This window comes from Bergeyella zoohelcum ATCC 43767 (genome assembly GCF_000301075.1).
GTDB classification, from domain to species: domain Bacteria; phylum Bacteroidota; class Bacteroidia; order Flavobacteriales; family Weeksellaceae; genus Bergeyella; species Bergeyella zoohelcum.
Genome location: NZ_JH932293.1, coordinates 339,203 through 356,184 on the forward strand (window position 1 = coordinate 339,203; position 16,982 = coordinate 356,184).

The 16,982-nt window shown below is 35.6% G+C and carries 20 protein-coding genes and 1 tRNA gene; 12 read left to right on the forward strand and 9 right to left on the reverse strand.

Annotated elements, in window-relative coordinates; genetic code table 11:
- The first annotated feature begins 21 nt into the window (after positions 1-21).
- From HMPREF9699_RS01535 to HMPREF9699_RS01565, 7 genes are all read left to right on the forward strand, one after another.
- Positions 22-447 carry a hypothetical protein gene (locus tag HMPREF9699_RS01535; protein WP_002661799.1) on the forward strand — a complete coding sequence of 142 codons (426 nt, stop codon included), beginning with the start codon at positions 22-24 and terminating at the stop codon, positions 445-447.
- A gap of 171 nt (positions 448-618) precedes the next feature.
- On the forward strand, positions 619-1,167 hold the full coding sequence (locus HMPREF9699_RS01540; RefSeq protein WP_002661801.1) for an SPOR domain-containing protein: 549 nt from the start codon (positions 619-621) through the stop codon (positions 1,165-1,167).
- Between the two features lie 66 nt (positions 1,168-1,233).
- Positions 1,234-1,935: a 3'-5' exonuclease gene (locus HMPREF9699_RS01545; protein WP_002661803.1), complete on the forward strand. Its 702-nt coding sequence runs from the start codon at positions 1,234-1,236 to the stop codon at positions 1,933-1,935.
- A 4-nt stretch (positions 1,936-1,939) separates the two neighbouring features.
- The gene (locus HMPREF9699_RS01550; protein ID WP_002661804.1) at positions 1,940-2,269 is read left to right on the forward strand and encodes an SUF system Fe-S cluster assembly protein; all 330 of its coding nucleotides are present in this window, start codon (positions 1,940-1,942) and stop codon (positions 2,267-2,269) included.
- Between the two features lie 352 nt (positions 2,270-2,621).
- A complete protein-coding gene (locus tag HMPREF9699_RS01555; protein WP_002661805.1) occupies positions 2,622-3,848 on the forward strand; it encodes an aminotransferase class V-fold PLP-dependent enzyme in 1,227 nt (408 codons plus the stop codon).
- A gap of 102 nt (positions 3,849-3,950) precedes the next feature.
- Positions 3,951-4,382: a nucleoside deaminase gene (locus tag HMPREF9699_RS01560; RefSeq protein ID WP_034985404.1), complete on the forward strand. Its 432-nt coding sequence runs from the start codon at positions 3,951-3,953 to the stop codon at positions 4,380-4,382.
- Positions 4,383-4,572: 190 nt separating this feature from the next.
- On the forward strand, positions 4,573-5,547 hold the full coding sequence (locus tag HMPREF9699_RS01565; RefSeq protein ID WP_002661810.1) for an IS256 family transposase, variant Zn-binding type: 975 nt from the start codon (positions 4,573-4,575) through the stop codon (positions 5,545-5,547).
- Between the two features lie 821 nt (positions 5,548-6,368).
- On the opposite strand, the gene HMPREF9699_RS11275 is transcribed toward HMPREF9699_RS01565, so the two are convergent.
- Positions 6,369-6,578 (reverse strand): hypothetical protein, encoded by a 210-nt coding sequence (locus tag HMPREF9699_RS11275; RefSeq protein WP_002661814.1) that lies wholly within the window; start codon positions 6,576-6,578, stop codon positions 6,369-6,371.
- 804 nt (positions 6,579-7,382) lie between these two features.
- Between HMPREF9699_RS11275 and rsmI the strand changes: the two genes are divergently transcribed.
- From rsmI to HMPREF9699_RS01590, 3 genes are all read left to right on the forward strand, one after another.
- Positions 7,383-8,057, forward strand: a complete 675-nt coding sequence (gene rsmI, locus HMPREF9699_RS01580) for a 16S rRNA (cytidine(1402)-2'-O)-methyltransferase (protein ID WP_002661816.1) — start codon at positions 7,383-7,385, stop codon at positions 8,055-8,057.
- 18 nt (positions 8,058-8,075) lie between these two features.
- Complete coding sequence (locus HMPREF9699_RS01585; RefSeq protein ID WP_002661818.1) at positions 8,076-9,065, forward strand: glycosyltransferase; 990 nt, start codon at positions 8,076-8,078, stop codon at positions 9,063-9,065.
- A gap of 121 nt (positions 9,066-9,186) precedes the next feature.
- Complete coding sequence (locus tag HMPREF9699_RS01590; RefSeq protein ID WP_002661820.1) at positions 9,187-10,299, forward strand: Fic family protein; 1,113 nt, start codon at positions 9,187-9,189, stop codon at positions 10,297-10,299.
- Positions 10,300-10,377: 78 nt separating this feature from the next.
- Here the strand turns inward: HMPREF9699_RS01590 and HMPREF9699_RS01595 are convergent.
- The 3 genes from HMPREF9699_RS01595 to HMPREF9699_RS01605 all read right to left on the reverse strand — a co-directional run bounded on the left by HMPREF9699_RS01595 (position 10,378) and on the right by HMPREF9699_RS01605 (position 12,216).
- Positions 10,378-10,451, reverse strand: a tRNA-Asn gene (locus HMPREF9699_RS01595).
- Positions 10,452-10,569: 118 nt separating this feature from the next.
- The gene (fabG, locus tag HMPREF9699_RS01600; RefSeq protein WP_002661821.1) at positions 10,570-11,313 is read right to left on the reverse strand and encodes a 3-oxoacyl-[acyl-carrier-protein] reductase; all 744 of its coding nucleotides are present in this window, start codon (positions 11,311-11,313) and stop codon (positions 10,570-10,572) included.
- Positions 11,314-11,334: 21 nt separating this feature from the next.
- Positions 11,335-12,216 (reverse strand): cupin-like domain-containing protein, encoded by an 882-nt coding sequence (locus HMPREF9699_RS01605; protein ID WP_002661823.1) that lies wholly within the window; start codon positions 12,214-12,216, stop codon positions 11,335-11,337.
- A 295-nt stretch (positions 12,217-12,511) separates the two neighbouring features.
- Between HMPREF9699_RS01605 and HMPREF9699_RS01610 the strand changes: the two genes are divergently transcribed.
- Complete coding sequence (locus HMPREF9699_RS01610) at positions 12,512-12,994, forward strand: hypothetical protein (protein WP_002661825.1); 483 nt, start codon at positions 12,512-12,514, stop codon at positions 12,992-12,994.
- Positions 12,995-13,048: 54 nt separating this feature from the next.
- Positions 13,049-14,320, forward strand: a complete 1,272-nt coding sequence (gene serS / locus HMPREF9699_RS01615) for a serine--tRNA ligase (protein ID WP_002661827.1) — start codon at positions 13,049-13,051, stop codon at positions 14,318-14,320.
- Positions 14,321-14,391: 71 nt separating this feature from the next.
- Here serS and HMPREF9699_RS01620 read toward each other — a convergent pair whose 3' ends face one another.
- The 5 genes from HMPREF9699_RS01620 to HMPREF9699_RS01640 all read right to left on the reverse strand — a co-directional run bounded on the left by HMPREF9699_RS01620 (position 14,392) and on the right by HMPREF9699_RS01640 (position 16,912).
- Entirely contained in the window at positions 14,392-14,670 is a 279-nt protein-coding gene (locus HMPREF9699_RS01620; RefSeq protein ID WP_147292197.1) for a hypothetical protein, read from the reverse strand.
- A 146-nt stretch (positions 14,671-14,816) separates the two neighbouring features.
- On the reverse strand, positions 14,817-15,104 hold the full coding sequence (locus tag HMPREF9699_RS10735; protein WP_002661830.1) for a hypothetical protein: 288 nt from the start codon (positions 15,102-15,104) through the stop codon (positions 14,817-14,819).
- Positions 15,101-15,814, reverse strand: coding sequence for a hypothetical protein (locus tag HMPREF9699_RS01630; protein ID WP_002661832.1), 714 nt, complete (start codon positions 15,812-15,814; stop codon positions 15,101-15,103). Before HMPREF9699_RS01630 ends, HMPREF9699_RS10735 begins: the two co-directional genes overlap by 4 nt.
- Before the next feature lie 58 nt (positions 15,815-15,872).
- A complete protein-coding gene (locus HMPREF9699_RS01635; RefSeq protein ID WP_002661833.1) occupies positions 15,873-16,592 on the reverse strand; it encodes a hypothetical protein in 720 nt (239 codons plus the stop codon).
- Positions 16,589-16,912, reverse strand: coding sequence for a PadR family transcriptional regulator (locus HMPREF9699_RS01640; protein ID WP_002661834.1), 324 nt, complete (start codon positions 16,910-16,912; stop codon positions 16,589-16,591). Before HMPREF9699_RS01640 ends, HMPREF9699_RS01635 begins: the two co-directional genes overlap by 4 nt.
- Positions 16,913-16,982 lie beyond the last annotated feature (70 nt).

Sequence of the window (16,982 nt, forward strand, 5' to 3'; positions counted from 1 at the left end):
TAACCATTCAAAACATTTATTATGAAACATTTAAAAACATTATTACCGCTACTTATTTTGAGTTTTTTGATTTCTTGCGGTAAACATCACAAAAAAGAAGATTCTTTTACGCTCACAGACACAGAAAAATCAAAAATAGAGCGTATTGTAGAAAATCACTTAAAAGGAGAGTTATTTTCTAAAACAGGAAAACATGTACCTGTAAGAGTAGAAAATTCTATAGTAAAAGAAATAGACGGAAATATGTACATAGTATCCACCTATGGGGAATATACTTCCACCTCCTTGCTAGACAAGAATACGAGTACCATGGAGTATGAATATGCGGGCATCACTTGCACCTCGAGTGGGTGTTCAGCAAATAATGAATGTATTCCTAAAAGTAAAGCCAGCTGTACACCATGTACATTGGGGGATTGTAGTAAATCCGTAACAAGTTTTGAATAATCATTTTAACATAATCACTTACACATTGATTACCTTTACACCACTTTAATCTAAAGTGGTGTATTTTTTGCTAATGCTTTTCTATTATATAGAACTCCCTAATCACGAACTTATTGATTTTTTATACATCCAATTCTTTTTATATAAATTTGCACCTAATAGAATAAGATAATGAAAAATTACATTTTTAGCTCTTTAGCAATATTTTCTTTCTGCTTTATGAGTGGACAACAGCTGGTTACCACTGAAGAAACATACAATGGCACTCCCCTTACCATTACCATGGACAGCAGAACCGCAGCGGCCCTCCACACCATGGAAAATAACTGCAACCGCACCTCGGGAGTAGGGAAAAACAATGATAAAACCACCGCTTTTTCTAGCACAGATAGTGATAATGTAAGAAATACCCGAACTACACCCACCCGAAAACTCACCACTGCGGAGATATGCAGCCGAAACCCTAAAATATCAGGATATAAAATTCAAATTGCCGTAGTGAAAAGCAATGAGGAAGCCAATACTATAAAAACCAACTTCAGAAGGATGTTCCCAAGACTGAAAGTGGAAACCGATGCTTCCCTAAGACCGAACTATAAAATCCTAGCAGGAAGCTATTTCTCTAGAGAAAGTGCGAGTGGAGACCTTAAGCAAATTAAATCCACATTTAAAGAAGCGGTAGCCGTACAGAGAACCATTTACTGTGTAGAAGGGAAATAGAAAAGTATAAGTCATACATTTTTACCTCATAGACGCCTAAGTGATTTAACGAACACACACCTCTTTATGCTCCAAAAAATCCCTATCGAAAATATCCTATTCATGGATATAGAGACCGTCCCTGCTTATGAAACTTGGGAGGCACTCTCTGAGCAAGAAAAAAATCTTTGGGATAAAAAAACTTTCTACCAAAGAAAAGAAGAGCCCGCCGAAGAATATTACGCCCAAAGAGCAGGAGTAATGGCAGAGTTCGGAAAAATTATCTGTATCACCGTAGGCATGATAGACAAAAGCGGAAAGCTGAAAATCACTTCTTTTTATGATGATGATGAACAAAAAATACTCCATGACTTCGGTCAGATTTTTAATAGCATAAGACTGGCGAATGTTATCCTCTGTGCCCATAACGGAAAAGAGTTTGATTTTCCTTGGATAGCAAGAAGATTTCTGGTCAATGGAATGACACCACCTCTCCCCTTTCAGATGTTCGGGAAAAAACCTTGGGAAATTCCACACCTAGACACCATGGAACTATGGAAATTCGGAGATTATAAAACCTTTGTTTCGCTGGAGCTCCTCGCACACCTGTTTGGGATTCCTACCCCGAAAGATGATATAGACGGCAGCATGGTAGCAGAAATTTATTGGAAAGAAAAGGATTTAGAAAGAATAGTACGCTATTGTGAGAAAGATGTTTTAACTTTGGCGAATGTTTTCCGCCGAATGCGACAAGAAGAACTACTCACACGCAGTGAAAATGAATTATAATACAATGAAAATGCTTACTGACGAACAAATACAAACGATAGGAGAAGAAATCATCATGGCACTGAAAACCGTGTATGACCCTGAAATTCCAGTGGACATTTATGAACTAGGACTGGTCTATGATGTTCAGATTTCTGAAGAGGGAGATGTAAAAGTAGTGATGACCCTCACCACTCCCAATTGCCCCGTAGCCGAAACGCTTCCACAAGAGGTAAAAGACAAAGTACAAGAGGTGGAAGGCGTGAGGGAGGTAGATTTAGAACTTACCTTTGAGCCTTCTTGGAATAAAGATATGATGAGCGAAGAAGCTAAATTCGAACTGGGAATGCTTTAGTTTTGGATAAAGTACAATGATTCAACCGAGAAAAAATAAATTTTAAAATTAGAGTAGAGACACCATGCACGGCGTCTCTATTTTTCATTTGCTTTACCACCATTTTGATGCTTTGGAGAAGCTCCAGTTATAAATTATCAATTCAAAGTGAGTTAATTCCAAGTATAAAAAATTGCACTTAATAGATTAAATCTATCCCTGAATGATATTTTTAAGATAAGAATAAAAGAAATTATTTTTTATCCTATCTTTGTCCGCAGTTTCTGAATGTGAATGCTTTAACTGCCATCCATTTTCAAGAAACCTCAAAAAATCAGAATGTTTTTTTTAATCACTTAATTTTCATACAGAAATGCTTACCATAGAAAATATACGCAAAGAATTTCCTATCCTTCAGCAAAAGGTCAATGGTCATCCGCTCGTTTATCTGGATAATGCGGCCACCAGCCAAAAACCACTGCTGGTACTGGACAATGAAAGAAAATACTATGAAACCCTGAATGCCAATGTGCATAGAGGTATCCATACACTCAGCCAAGAAGCAACAGAAGCAATGGAAGATGCCCGAAAGAAAGTACAAAAATTCATTGAGGCAAAGCATGATTATGAAGTGATATTCACGCGAGGAACTACCGAGTCTATTAACCTCGTTGCTTACAGTTTAGGAAACACACAGTGGCTGAAAGCAGGGGACGAAATCATCATTTCCCACTTAGAACACCACTCCAATATCGTACCTTGGCAAATGCTCTGCGAAAGGACGGGGGCAGTACTGAAAGTTATCCCCATGAACGAGGAGGGGGTTCTAGACATGGCATTTTTAGAAGAAAATCTTAATGAAAAAACCCGACTGGTTTCGTTCAACTATATTTCGAATGCACTGGGCATCATTAATCCTGTCAAAGAAATGATCGCACTTATCCGAAAACATTCAGAGGCACTCATTTTCATTGACGGTGCTCAGGCGGCTCCTCATTTGAAAATCAATGTCCAAGAGCTAGACTGTGATTTCTTTGCTTTCTCTGGACATAAATGCTACGCCCCTACTGGGGTGGGCATCCTGTACGGAAAAGAAGCCATCCTTAACACTCTTTCCCCTTTCCACGGTGGCGGCGAGATGATTGCTACTTGCTCTTTTGAAAAAACCACCTATGCGGGATTGCCTTTTAAATTCGAAGCAGGGACGCCCAATATCGCAGCCAATATCGGAATAGGCTATGCCATTGATTTTATGGAATCTGTAGGAATGGAAAACATTCAGAAGCATGAAAATCAGCTCCTGAATTATGCCCAAGAGCAGTTATTAACATTAGACCATATCAAAATCTATGGCGAAAAATCTCCAAGAGCAGGAGTGGTTTCTTTTAATCTTTTAAACGAAGGCATTGCCTCTGATGTGGGGATGATTTTGGACAAAATGGGCATAGCGGTAAGAACGGGACATCACTGTACACAGCCGATTATGAATTTCTTCAATATCGCAGGAACGGTAAGAGCGAGTTTTGCCGTGTACAACACTATGGAAGAAATAGACCGATTTGTAGAAGGCGTGAAGAAAGCACAAAGACTGTTAGGATAATTTTTAGAAGTTAGAGATTGGAGATTAGAATTTAGAGATTAGAAATTGGATATTACCTCATTCCCAAATTATCCCATTCCCAAATTACCTCATTATCTCATTATGTTTACCCATGAATATTTTATGCGATTGGCACTGGCAGAAGCACAAGCCGCCTATGATGCGGGGGAAATCCCTGTGGGTGCTATTGTGGTAACTAATGAGAGAGTCATCGCGAAATCTCATAATCTTACGGAACTCCTCAAAGATGTTACTGCACATGCAGAAATGCAGGCCATCACCGCTGCTGCCGATTTTTTAGGGGGAAAATATTTACAAAATTGTACCATGTACATCACGCTAGAGCCATGTGTTATGTGTGCTGGGGCATTGGCTTGGTCTCAGATTTCTAGAGTAGTTTGGGGTGCCGATGACCCTCATAGAGGCTTCCGAGCCAAGGGCGTTACGCTCCATCCTAAAACCGAAATTACCTCAGGCATCCTCCAAAAGGAATGCAGCAACCTTATCAAGAAGTTTTTTCAGGAAAGGAGATAGGAATGTGGTATAATTAATAAAACATATACTAAAAATACTCTATTTTCTAAACTTAATTAGCAGATAAACAACTCCCATTGCAAAGACCGACAATATAACAAAAAATGGTGCCTAAAAACCTTGTAAAGCATTGTCTTTTATAGACTTATAAGAGTTATAATGAAAGTGGTTTCATTATAACTCTTATTTTATGTCCAAAACGAATAAAAAATGTCCAGTTTGTGATTCTAATCACATCATCAAAAAAGGAAAAAGAAATGGAAAACAACGCTTTCAATGTGGAGATTGTCAGGCAAATTTTACGATTAAAAACATTGGTGTAAAAAGAAAAAATCAATTCATTTGGTTCAGAAAATGGATAATGGAAAGGCAAGTCTATAAAACCCTTTCGAGGGATAGCTCAATGAGCCAATCTACCCTTCAAAACCTCTTTAAACATTACCTTTCACAAGTTCCTACCCTCAGCATCAAAAGCAAGACAAAGGTTCATCTCTTGATTGATGGCACCTACTTTTCCAATGGATTATGCCTGATACTCTACTACGATTATGACATTCGATATGTGCAACTTTACCGCCAAACCAACAAGGAAAAACTTCGTGATATAAAGCAAGATTTGGAAAACTTAAAGAAGCTGAATGTGGCAGTTTACAGTGTAACCTGCGATGGGCATAAATCTATTTTAGGAGCGGTAAAAAAGGTGTTTCCAGAGGTGATTATCCAAAGATGTTTAGTGCATATTAAACGACAGATTAAGAACTATTTAAGTGGTAGCCCAAAACATTTTATTAGCCAACAGCTTTTGTGTTTATCCAAAGAAATTACGCATCTAAAAACCAATGAACAGGCTAACGATTGGGTAAATAGATTTTACCAGTGGTATGTTGAAAATCAATATTTTATAGAAGAAAAATCAATGAATGAAGAATCTGGATTTCAGTGGTTTAAACATAAAAATCTACACTTAGCTACTTATCATATTATCAATGCCTTACCCAATATGTTTGCATATCTGAAAGATAGTGAAATCCCTTATACTACCAATCGTTTAGAAGCCTATTTTACGCATTTGAAAGAGAAATTAACCTTGCATAGAGGACTTCGTTTTGAGGCTAAAAAGAACTTTATAAAATGGTATTTATATTTTAAAAATCAAGGGGGATAAGGTTTTTTTAGCCATAGGGTTCATCCGATAGTTTTAATAAAAAAGGGTGAGAAAAACTCACCCCTAAAACTATCGTTTTGAACATTGATTGTATTGCTGACAATGAACTATGTTCGTAACCTTCGTAAAAGCTATTCGCTTTTTCTCGCTTATTCCTCAGCAGAGCTTGTTTCCTCTTCCAATCAATGTGCGAAATATAAGCATTTTTTATCAATTATAAAAGTACCATTTTTTACCACATTGCCCAAAGACCGAGAAAAGAGTTTTAGTATAAATAACCTTATCAATAATAAATTTATAGGCTAAAAATAAGGAAACAATCAAAAGTATTGTTGAATAGAAATATTCAAACCTTCTATTCACTTTCATATAAAAAAGTATTTTCAAAAAATTGCCTTCATTAATTATTTGCTTCTTATATAGTTGATAAGATTAGGAATAAAATGGATAGTTCCAATACCCAACTCTTTCAGCTTGGGAAATACGCCTCCTAAAATACGGGGAACTAGAATCAATACAAAAAACCAATAAATGGAAATCTTGCCACCATCCTCACTTGTTATTACAGAAATAAAATATACTAGAATTAAAGCGAATACAAAAGTGATTAAATACTTCATATATATTTGGTTTTTAAAAACATTAAACTCTGCAAAAATTTTCCTTTAAAAGAAAAAGGAGATATGAAATCATGCTATTAAAGCTCCTTTTATCCCAATCACCACAAACATTGCCAGGTGGCTTATCTACTCCAGTTCATTTACACAAAAGATGAAACTTCATCTCTCTCTGAATGATACGGAATAATGCACAAATAAGCATCAATTGTTTTTAGCAAATAGTATCTTATGATTTTTGATCAAAATGAATACTATAAAAATCATAAAAATAAATACCGCAAAAGCAGAAGCAATCAAATGATTAATATTTGATACTTCCCAATTATTTACAAAAGCAAAAACTGAAGCACTAAAAAGAGACAAATTTAAAATTAGTGCTATTACTATTCTTTTTTTTAAATCAACCATCATAATATTGAAATAAGATTAAAAATAAACCATTGCTCCCGCTAAACCACTGGTAACAAACACTATAGCTGAATTTGAATAACACATCCAACTTTCGCATTGAGAATCTTCCACCTACGAAACATTTAGTTTTTTCACATTGTAGAATATTAAATTTTGAAAATCTTCGTACATGATTCTCTTCACCACAAACCTAACGAAAAATCAAAAAATAACAAAATTTTAAATGCTAAATTTTGGAATGAATTTGAATGAAAGTATGTTTAATCTCTCTTTAATACTCTATATAACAAATAAAAAGAAATTATTACAATCAATACATATATTGGTTTAAACTCTCTTATTTCAGCTTTAAAAAAAGATAAAATAGCGTATAAAATTAATAGCAATAATATTAAAACTCTAACCCACTTATATTTTTTCATCGTATATGATCTCATTTCAACTAACATCCTAACTCAGCTAATTTTCTCGTGAATAAACTATGTACACTGGTAGCAAAGCGATTTCTATTCCCCGTCTTCCTAAATACAGAATACACAAGCTGGGATATACCACCTTATCTGAAACCACATTAACCATTATGGTAAACTTTCCATAGCTTAAATTTCTTTCTCCAAAATTACAATAAAAAATTGTTATTGAAAATTTTTTGCTTTTTCAAAATAGAAAATCATCTATTAGCCAAACATTTTTATCCAAATCGAAATAAATAGTTTCGGTGTGTAAAATCTACTTTCTTACGACTTACACAGACTTTTTTGGCGAAATTCTAATTTTAGCTTTATCTTTGGTCAAATTTATTCCATGGCAGGTATTCTATATTTTGTTCCTACCCCTATTGGGAATTTAGAAGATATGACTTTCAGAGCGGTAAAAACTTTAAAGGAGGTGGACTATATTCTCTGTGAAGATACAAGAACTTCGGGGATACTTCTAAAACACTATGAAATCTTTAAACCACTGAAATCTTATCATTTACATAACGAACATCAAGCAACACTTAAAGTAATTCAAGATTTACAAAATGGGCAAAATATCGCCATCATTACTGATGCAGGAACTCCTGGAATTTCAGATCCTGGTTACCTTTTGGCAAAAGCATGTACAGATCATGACATTGATATGATTTGTTTGCCTGGAGCTACGGCATTTGTTCCCGCTTTGGTGGTTTCTGGTTTACCCAATAATGAGTTTCTATTTGCAGGATTTTTACCCGCCAAAAAAGGACGACAAACCAAACTCAAACAACTCGCTGAAGAGAAAAAAACCATCGTCCTCTATGAAAGTCCCCATAAAATTAATACCACTCTGGAGCAAATCAAAGAATTTTTTGGTGAAGAAACCAAAGTAAGCCTTAGCAGAGAGATTTCTAAAAAATTTGAAGAAACTAAACGAGGGACTATCAATGAATTAATAGATTTCTCTAAAACAAAAACTTTAAAAGGAGAAATAGTATTGATAGTGAATAATGCCATATAAAGTAATAATACCTTTTCTATGAAAATTGCATTAGTTGTTTATTCTCAGCTTCCCGTTACGCTCTATGGAGGTACAGAGAGAGTGGTTTGGTATTTGGGTAAATCTCTTGTTAAAATGGGGCATGAGGTAATTTTCCTCTGTAAAGAAGGCTCTTATAGTGATTTTGCTGAGGTGATACCATTAGACACGCGAAAAAAAATTCATGAACAACTGCCCGAAAATGTAGATTTCGTGCATTTTCATTCTCATTTTGAACTGGCAGAAGGGTTAGATATTCCTTATGCCATGACCCTGCATGGAAATACCAATAGCCAATACCCGCTGGACAAAAACACTATTTTCGTTTCAAAAAACCATGCAGAGAGGTTTGGCTCTGAACAGTTCGTACACAATGGATTAGAATGGGAAGACTATTCATCACCGAATCTGTGTTTACCTAGAAAAAGATTTCATTTTTTAGGCAATGCTGCATGGAGAGTAAAAAATGTGGTGGGTGCAATAGAAGTTGCCAAAAAAGCCAATGAATCCATCGATATTCTGGGAGGTGTTCGGTTTAATTTTAATATGGGCATTCGGCTTACATTCACTCCTAAAGCACGATTTAAAGGACTAGTGGGAGGTAAAGAAAAAGATGCACTCATGATGCAATCCAAGGGACTGATATTCCCCGTTCGTTGGCATGAACCTTTCGGACTTGCGATCATAGAAAGTCTCTACTACGGCTGCCCCGTTTTTGGAACGCCTTATGGAGCTTTGCCCGAATTGGTAAACTCCCAAGTGGGTTTTCTAAGCAATTCTTGCACAGCACTCTCAGAAGCCATAGGTCAAATAGAAAAATACGATAGAGAAGGGTGTCATCTTTACGCCAAAGCGCAATTTAATGCCGAAAAAATGACCATGACCTATTTAGAAAAGTACCACGCCATCATTCAGCGAGGGTTTCTGAATGAAAAATCGCCACAATTGGTAAAAATTCAGCAGGAAAAATTTTTGGAATGGAAAGCCTAATAATAAGTTCATATTCACCTTTTTATTCTATTATTCAGAATGCTTAATCATAGGATGATCTATTTTAATTGACTCAAAATTATTGTATATTTGAGGCGATTATTTTATTTAATTGACTCAAATGAAATACAATTGGCAATATCCAGATTGGGCTAACTTCACTTATGATGATTCTGTAATAGATTCATTATTAATTGATTTAATTTCTGAAACCAGTGAAATTAAAGGAATGCTAAATGCTCTTTCTGACGGTAATCAACAAGATACTATTCTACAATTTATGATTTCAGAAGCTATAAAAACCTCTGAAATTGAAGGAGAATTTTTTAGCAGACAAGATGTGATGTCTTCCATTAAAAGGCACTTGGGAATTAATGAAAATTTAACTCATATTAGAGATAAAAAGGCTTTGGGAATAGGCTCTCTAATGGTGGAAGTTAGAAAATCTTATCAGGAAAAACTCACTGAATCTATGCTGAAATCTTGGCATAAAACCCTGATGAGTGCCCATCCTTACATTAATGCAGGGAAATACAGAAGTGGAGCAGAACCTATGCAGGTAATTTCTGGGGCATTTGGAAAGGAAGTGGTTCATTATGAAGCACCTCTATCTAAAAAAGTTGCAGATGAAATGAAGCAATTTGTGAAGTGGTATACTCATTTTAAGGTAAACTCTGATGATATGAAACAGGCTTTAATCAAGACTTGTATTTGCCATCTTTATTTTGAGAGTATTCACCCTTTTGAAGATGGAAATGGAAGAATAGGCAGGGCTTTGGCCGAAAAATGTCTGGCTCAATCTCTTAATAGACCTATGCTAATCAGTCTTTCTTCTGTTATTGAAAAAGATAAAAAAGCATATTATGATACATTGAAAAAGGCTCAAAGAACCCTTGAAATTACAGATTGGATTTTATATTTTTCTAAAACTATTGTAAAGGCTCAAAAATCTGCTAAACAGACCATTCTTTTTACTATAAATAAGAGTAAATTTATTGATAATCATAAACATAATATCAATGAAAGACAGCTAAAAGTTCTTTTGAAGATGTTTGAACTTGGAGTTTCTGGCTTTGAAGGAGGTATGACCACCAAGAAATATATTTCTATCACAAAATCTTCCAGAGCCACAGCTACAAGGGATTTGCAAGATTTAGTAGAGAAAAATATCCTCACTCCTAAAGGAGCAGGAAGAAATGTGAGGTATGAGATTAACTTTAGGCAAAGTTTCTAGATTCTAACTTTCTTATCAACTCAGTAGCATACTTTTTAATGAAAACAAAAAAAGGCTTACATTTCTGTAAGCCTTTTGCTCCTCCTGCTGGGCTCGAACCAGCGACCCTCTGATTAACAGTCAGATGCTCTAACCAACTGAGCTAAGGAGGATTGTTCCTTTGATTTCGCTGGTGCAAATATAGAACCTTTTTTTTATTTAGCCAAATTTTTATTCGCTTTTTTTATATTTTTTTCACTTTTATTAGCAAATAAAACCTTAACACATTGTTTATGTGAGCATTCCGCCATCCACATTCAGTACCTGTCCTGTAATATATGTGGACATATCACTCGCTAGGAATACACAAGCGTCTGCAATATCCTTTGGCTGTCCGCCCCTTTTCAGTGGAATTTGTTCCACCCATCCCTGAACTATCTTCTCATCAAGTGCTCCCGTCATTTCAGTCTCTATAAACCCTGGTGCAATGGCATTACAACGAATATTTCTGGAACCCAACTCTAAGGCTATAGACTTAGAGAAACCAATAACCCCCGCCTTAGATGCTGCATAGTTGGCTTGTCCTGCATTTCCTTTTACGCCCACCACTGATGTCATATTAATGATAGAACCGCTTTTTGCCTTCATCATAGGCTTAATCACTGCCTTAGTAAGATTAAACACCGAATCCAAATTTACCTTGATAATAGTGTCCCAATCTTCTTTGGACATTCTTAGCATCAAATTATCACGGGTAATTCCTGCATTATTAATTAAAATATCAATCTGACCAAAATCTGCCAATACTTGCTCTATCAACTGCTGAGCGGCATCAAAATCAGAAGCATCTGACTGATAAGATTTTACCTTAGACTTTGATGATAATTCGCTTTCTAATGCCTTTGCTTTCTCCACAGAACCTGCATAAGTAAAGGCCACCTTCGCACCCTGAGCCACGAACTCCTCTACTATTCCTTTTCCTATACCACGCGTTCCGCCCGTTATTAGAGCCACTTTTCCTTCTAATAATTTCATTGTATATATTTTTGGTTGATATTATTTTGGTAATCCTTTTGCCAAAGCCTCATTGGCTCTTTTAATAGCGAGCTGCTCTTTCCAAGCCATGTATTTCCCCTTGAACTGAGCTTTCATAAAATTGTCAAATTTTCTTTGTACAGTAAGATTCCACAGTGAGTGTGCCTTTACTGCCCAAGACTTATCCCATGCTCTTAATGAAATAGAAAAACTTCCGTCCAAATATTTCATCCAATGCCACCATCCTGTAGGCATAAAAAGTGTATCTCCGTGTTCCAAATAACACTCTATCCCTTCCACGCCATTGAGAGCTGGGAATGCTTCAAAATCAGGATTTTCAATACTATAATCCTCTAATGAATAAGTAGCAAAAGGAATCTGATACAGCCTTTCTTTCCATTTGTAATCAAAAAGTAAAATATGTTTTCGTCCTCCGAAATGGGTGTGGAAAATATGAGCCATATCAATATCAAAGTGCAAGAAAGTTTCTGAACCTTGCCCACCAAAGAACATATTAGGATATTTGTCCAAAAATCCTCCCATCAATTCCTTAGGAGACATATAATCATCTAATAATTTGGGAGCAAATTTTATAGGATCAAAGAGAAAAATTCTAAGATCTGTAGGTGTAGTTTTGATTAAATCAATATAATCTGCAAACTTCATTTTGGCTGCCGAAGCGTTAATAGGAGCTGCTGGATCTGCCTTGGAACTATCATACAAAGGCACCTCCACATCACCCACTACTTCTTTCATATAGTCTAATGACCACTTTTCGTAGGCAGGCCATTGACGAGCCATATTCTTAATCACCACCGGCTTGCGAGGTTTCAGATACTTCTCATGAAACTCTTCTTTGGTGATATTTTCTACAATATCTATCGGAGTAAGCTTAATGCTCATAATAAAACAATTTTTCCAAACAAAGGTAATCAATTTTCTGTTATCATCCCATTGATATTAGTGATATATATCATTCGGTATTTCTATCCCTTGGCTTGGGTTTTTCTATGAAGCTATCTTGATACTTATTTGATAATAAACATTTATTAAAAAATGAAGAGAGTACTTTGCCAAAGTTTTTAGCACATTGGCAAAGTGCTTTAAAATCGTATCCAAACTCAGGGAGTAAGCAAAATAAAAAGTCAATACGAGTGCTATAAAAAATTATCATTACCTTTACTTCATGAAAAAAATCATGTCGGTTCTCATTATGCTATGGATGATTTCTTGTCAAAGAGAAGATACCCCTGTGAGAGAAATAGACCAAGTTTCCAGAATTTATATAGATTCGGCAGGGATAGATATGCTCAATGACAGCCTGAATATCAGCTATAAAACCCGAAGATATTATGATGCATTAGGACTTACAGATAACGCTCCGGTATCACTTCAGCTGAAACAAAATAAAAACGGAAGATACTTTTTAGAATACACCGCAGGAGCGGTAAGAAAAACCCTTCCTACAGAACATTCCCCCACTATTGTGCGTTCCATCATTGCTTTTCAGATGGCCTACCCCGCTCATACTACAGCCAGCATTCTCCCCATTCAGGATACGCTCATTTTAGACTACCGATTCTCCGATGCTGAATTTAGGCTCATCAGTGCACGATATAACGGCAAAGAAGCACTTCATGGTAAAGAAGAAAATGCACATCGTATAGAAATTCATAAATAATCGTTATTTTTACGCTTTAATTCAATCAACAAATTTCATAATTCATCTACAATTATGCTTCAAGTACAATTTTTACGCGAAAATATAGACCGTGTAATGACGGGATTGGCAAAGAGAAATTTCAAGGAAACAGCACTGGTTCATCAGGCGATAGAAAAGGATGATGCTCGTAAAAAAATACAGTTTGAGCTGGATCAAAACCTATCCGAAATGAACAAAATCTCCAAAGAAATCGGTATGCTCATGAAAGAAGGAAAAAAAGAAGAGGCAGAACAAGCAAAACAAAAAACCGCCAGCTACAAAGAAAGCATTCAGCAACTACAGCAACACCTTAAAGACACCGAAACGGAACTACAAAACATTCTATATCAAATTCCTAATATCCCATCAGAAGCGGTAAAAGCAGGTATTTCCGCAGATGATAACGAAAATATCTACCAGTCCACAGAGGTAGAAGGCATGGATGAAAATGCTCTTCCGCACTGGGAACTGGCAAAGAAATACAACCTTATTGATTTTGAACTGGGCGTTAAAATCGCAGGGGCGGGGTTTCCCGTGTATCTAGGAAAAGGTGCTAGACTACAAAGAGCCTTAGTACAGTATTTCCTTGATAAAAATACAGACGCAGGATATCTAGAAGTGAACCCTCCGCATGTAGTGAATGAAGCATCGGGGTACGGAACAGGACAACTTCCTGATAAAGAAGGACAGATGTATTTCATCAATGAAGATAATCTCTACCTCATCCCTACTGCTGAAGTTCCCGTAACCAATATTTACAGAGATACCATTATAGAGGAGAAAAATTTACCCATTAAAAATACGGCGTTTTCTCAGTGCTACCGCAGAGAGGCAGGAAGCTATGGTGCCCATGTAAGAGGTCTGAACAGGCTGCACCAGTTCGAAAAAGTAGAAATAGTAAGGATAGAAAAACCTGAAAACTCTTATGCAGCACTGGAAGAAATGAAAGCCCATGTACAAAGTATTTTAGAAGATTTAGAACTGCCTTACAGAATCCTAAGACTTTGCGGAGGAGATATGGGTTTTACCTCTGCACTGACTTATGATTTTGAAGTATGGAGTGCAGCACAGCAAAAATGGCTAGAAGTTTCTTCTGTATCTAACTTTGAGAATTTCCAAGCCAATAGACTGAAATGTAGGTATAAAGGTAATGAAGGAAAAGCTCAGCCGGTACATACGCTCAATGGCTCTGCCATGGCACTACCTAGAATTATGGCAGCACTTTTAGAAAACAACCAAACCGAAAATGGAATTAAAATCCCTAAAAAATTAGCTCAATACACTAGATTTGAAATAATTGATTAAACAAGATAGGCTTTCCGAAAAAATGGGAAAGCCTATTTTGCATTTGTACTTAAATCTTTATTTCCTAATTCTTATCCTTCTTTCAGATACTTTAAGAACGGACTTATCTTATCCATAGAATGAATATATCGGTACTGGAGTACTAAAGTGGATACGATACCGAATAAAATAATCATAATGGTTATGACAAAAAAACCGAGACGCATAAGCTGATGTACATCTGTTATCATATCATAGTAAATGAGGTAAGAAGGACGAAGATTAATCATTAGATTTGCCACTAAACCGTATCCTGCTCCCATAGTTCCTTGAAGGCTATTGAGCTTATAATTACTAAAAGTTCTCGCCATTGTAAAGATTTTACGGTGTTTAATAAATACCATAAACGGAATGGTGCCCAATACCGCCAAAAGGATAATTACACCAATGAGAAAAAGCTCTCTTTCTACTCCCCTAGATAATAAAAAGAGTATTGCAAAGAATACCATGCCCACTTTCAGTGAATAAAAAAGGATGCCTTAAGCCAAGCTTTTCGCTGGGCTTTGTACATTCTTCTTTCAAGGTCGGTTTTGTCATCTAAATCCCAACTGCCATTCCAATAGACTTTCAAATCTTCACTCCATGTCAATTGGGTTTTATTAAATGCTTCTTCGAATGCATGCCCCTCTGCCATCAATGCCGTAATTTGTGTTACAAAGTGATCATACACTTCTGCAATGATGTCTATAGACAGTTTTTTGGAAATCAAATAATGAACAATTTCAGTATGTTGGTTCTCTGTCATAAGAAATTAATTTTTCGTTTTAGTAGGTGCATGGTTTTTAAAAAATGGAAAAGCATGGTATTCGCATAGATAATCATCCAGCAAATCCCCACATAAGCAATGATTTTCACCGTGGTATTAATTAGGGAAAAGTTTAAAAAATACAGCGGTGATACCCATTCTTCCCACGGACCAAGAAATTGTAAACCCAGATAAGCAAAAGGAAAAAATGAAAATGTCTTCCATTGGTAAATGGAAAAACGGACATCCTTGAATTTCTCTTTAAACAAAATTCTATTAAAAATGAAAAAATACATGACGAAAAAAAAGTGCACCGATAGAAACAAAAACAATAGCCCTTTTAATAATTTTTGGTAAATTTCTAGGGAAAACCACTGCGTACTGAGGATAAGGAAAATAAAACTAAATACCGTTATTTTAAGGGCGAAAATCATCGCTTTTTGATTGGCATCTGCTCTCATTTTCTTTTCTATTCTCGTCTGTACAGAGCGTTCATTTCTCACAATAACATACCAAGGATATGCTGCTTCCAAATCTTCTTTCCATGCCATTTGGGTTTGTTCAAATGCTTGAGCAAAACTCAAATTTTGTGCTGTCATTGTCTCAGAAATTTGCATAACAAAATGATCTTTCAATTCCAAAATAATATCTATCGGAATTTTCTTAGCTATTAGAAAATCAATAATTTCCTTGTATTGAGATCCGGTCATTTTAGGTAAAAAAAGAAATAAGTTGGAGAATAAATGTGATGATAAAAACAGCCATAGTTTAAAAATCTGCCTTTAACCTGCGGTTAATTGTTTCTACACTTTTGCTATATTCTTTCAAATATAAAATCCCTACAATGGTAATATAGTTCCATGCAAAAAAGGTAATAAAATGGATAATAAAATCTATGGTTATTTCAAAATTAAAATGAAAATCCATCAGCTGAGCTAAAAATTTTTCATATCTCCTAGGTAAAGTGGTTACCAGCATAGGCTGGTAAATAGTTCCCAAAAGCAATAAACCTACTCCAGCTTCAGTAAAACTCAGCCTTTTCCTATGATTCCGCCTACTATTATTTACCAATTTCCATTTTGTAATGATATAATACACACCAATAAGAACAAAAATAACATGCATCATCATCCAAGAATAGTACCCCAAATCTTCATCATACCGCATTAGTAACAAACAAGTTATAAAAGGAATAATATACCAATACAATGCCTTGAGAAGAAATTTTCTATGCACTGTATTAATGGCTTTGTTTTCTAAAATAGTAATTTTTCTTCGCCATGGTAAAATATTTTTCTTAAACTTGAGATCCTCCTGCCATGCTGTTTTTACTATTCTGAATGCTGTAGGAAAATCCCTTTGTTCATGTATCATCAGACTTTGTATCTGTTCAGTAATATGGTCTAGCACCTCTAAATACAAATCTAATGGAAGTCTTTTTTCTCCTAAAAACCTTTTTATCGTAGCCCAATTTTCTTGTGTCATCATTTGCTAAAAATGGTATTAAGATTAAAAATAAAGCTCCGCATTTCTGCTTCATGCAGTTTTTGCTGTCTTTTTCCTTTTTCGGTGAGTAGATAATACTTCCTATCTCTACCGTTGACCTTCTGTATTTCAGAATAAATAACGCCATCTGCCTCCAGCTTGTGCAAAATAGGATACAATGCTCCTTCCGTCATTTCAAGCTCTCCTTGGGTGAGTTCCTTTGCCCTCTGGGTAAGCTGATAGCCATACATTTTTACCTCCGTAGAAAGAAGTTTTAAGATGATATTTTGTAAAGTCCCTTTGTACAAGGCGTTTTTCTTCATACCTATATAACTTATGTATTGCAAATATATACATAATTTTCTTAGGTATTATATTTTTTTTACTCATAAA

Coding starts and splice junctions, on each gene's coding strand:
- HMPREF9699_RS01535 (WP_002661799.1), top strand. CDS start 22: ATGAAACATTTAAAAACATTATTACCGCTACTTATTTTGAGTTTTTTG.
- HMPREF9699_RS01540 (WP_002661801.1), top strand. CDS start 619: ATGAAAAATTACATTTTTAGCTCTTTAGCAATATTTTCTTTCTGCTTT.
- HMPREF9699_RS01545 (WP_002661803.1), top strand. CDS start 1,234: ATGCTCCAAAAAATCCCTATCGAAAATATCCTATTCATGGATATAGAG.
- HMPREF9699_RS01550 (WP_002661804.1), top strand. CDS start 1,940: ATGAAAATGCTTACTGACGAACAAATACAAACGATAGGAGAAGAAATC.
- HMPREF9699_RS01555 (WP_002661805.1), top strand. CDS start 2,622: ATGCTTACCATAGAAAATATACGCAAAGAATTTCCTATCCTTCAGCAA.
- HMPREF9699_RS01560 (WP_034985404.1), top strand. CDS start 3,951: ATGTTTACCCATGAATATTTTATGCGATTGGCACTGGCAGAAGCACAA.
- HMPREF9699_RS01565 (WP_002661810.1), top strand. CDS start 4,573: ATGTCCAAAACGAATAAAAAATGTCCAGTTTGTGATTCTAATCACATC.
- HMPREF9699_RS11275 (WP_002661814.1), bottom strand. CDS start 6,578: ATGATGGTTGATTTAAAAAAAAGAATAGTAATAGCACTAATTTTAAAT.
- rsmI (WP_002661816.1), top strand. CDS start 7,383: ATGGCAGGTATTCTATATTTTGTTCCTACCCCTATTGGGAATTTAGAA.
- HMPREF9699_RS01585 (WP_002661818.1), top strand. CDS start 8,076: ATGAAAATTGCATTAGTTGTTTATTCTCAGCTTCCCGTTACGCTCTAT.
- HMPREF9699_RS01590 (WP_002661820.1), top strand. CDS start 9,187: ATGAAATACAATTGGCAATATCCAGATTGGGCTAACTTCACTTATGAT.
- fabG (WP_002661821.1), bottom strand. CDS start 11,313: ATGAAATTATTAGAAGGAAAAGTGGCTCTAATAACGGGCGGAACGCGT.
- HMPREF9699_RS01605 (WP_002661823.1), bottom strand. CDS start 12,216: ATGAGCATTAAGCTTACTCCGATAGATATTGTAGAAAATATCACCAAA.
- HMPREF9699_RS01610 (WP_002661825.1), top strand. CDS start 12,512: ATGTCGGTTCTCATTATGCTATGGATGATTTCTTGTCAAAGAGAAGAT.
- serS (WP_002661827.1), top strand. CDS start 13,049: ATGCTTCAAGTACAATTTTTACGCGAAAATATAGACCGTGTAATGACG.
- HMPREF9699_RS01620 (WP_147292197.1), bottom strand. CDS start 14,670: ATGGCGAGAACTTTTAGTAATTATAAGCTCAATAGCCTTCAAGGAACT.
- HMPREF9699_RS10735 (WP_002661830.1), bottom strand. CDS start 15,104: ATGACAGAGAACCAACATACTGAAATTGTTCATTATTTGATTTCCAAA.
- HMPREF9699_RS01630 (WP_002661832.1), bottom strand. CDS start 15,814: ATGACCGGATCTCAATACAAGGAAATTATTGATTTTCTAATAGCTAAG.
- HMPREF9699_RS01635 (WP_002661833.1), bottom strand. CDS start 16,592: ATGATGACACAAGAAAATTGGGCTACGATAAAAAGGTTTTTAGGAGAA.
- HMPREF9699_RS01640 (WP_002661834.1), bottom strand. CDS start 16,912: ATGAAGAAAAACGCCTTGTACAAAGGGACTTTACAAAATATCATCTTA.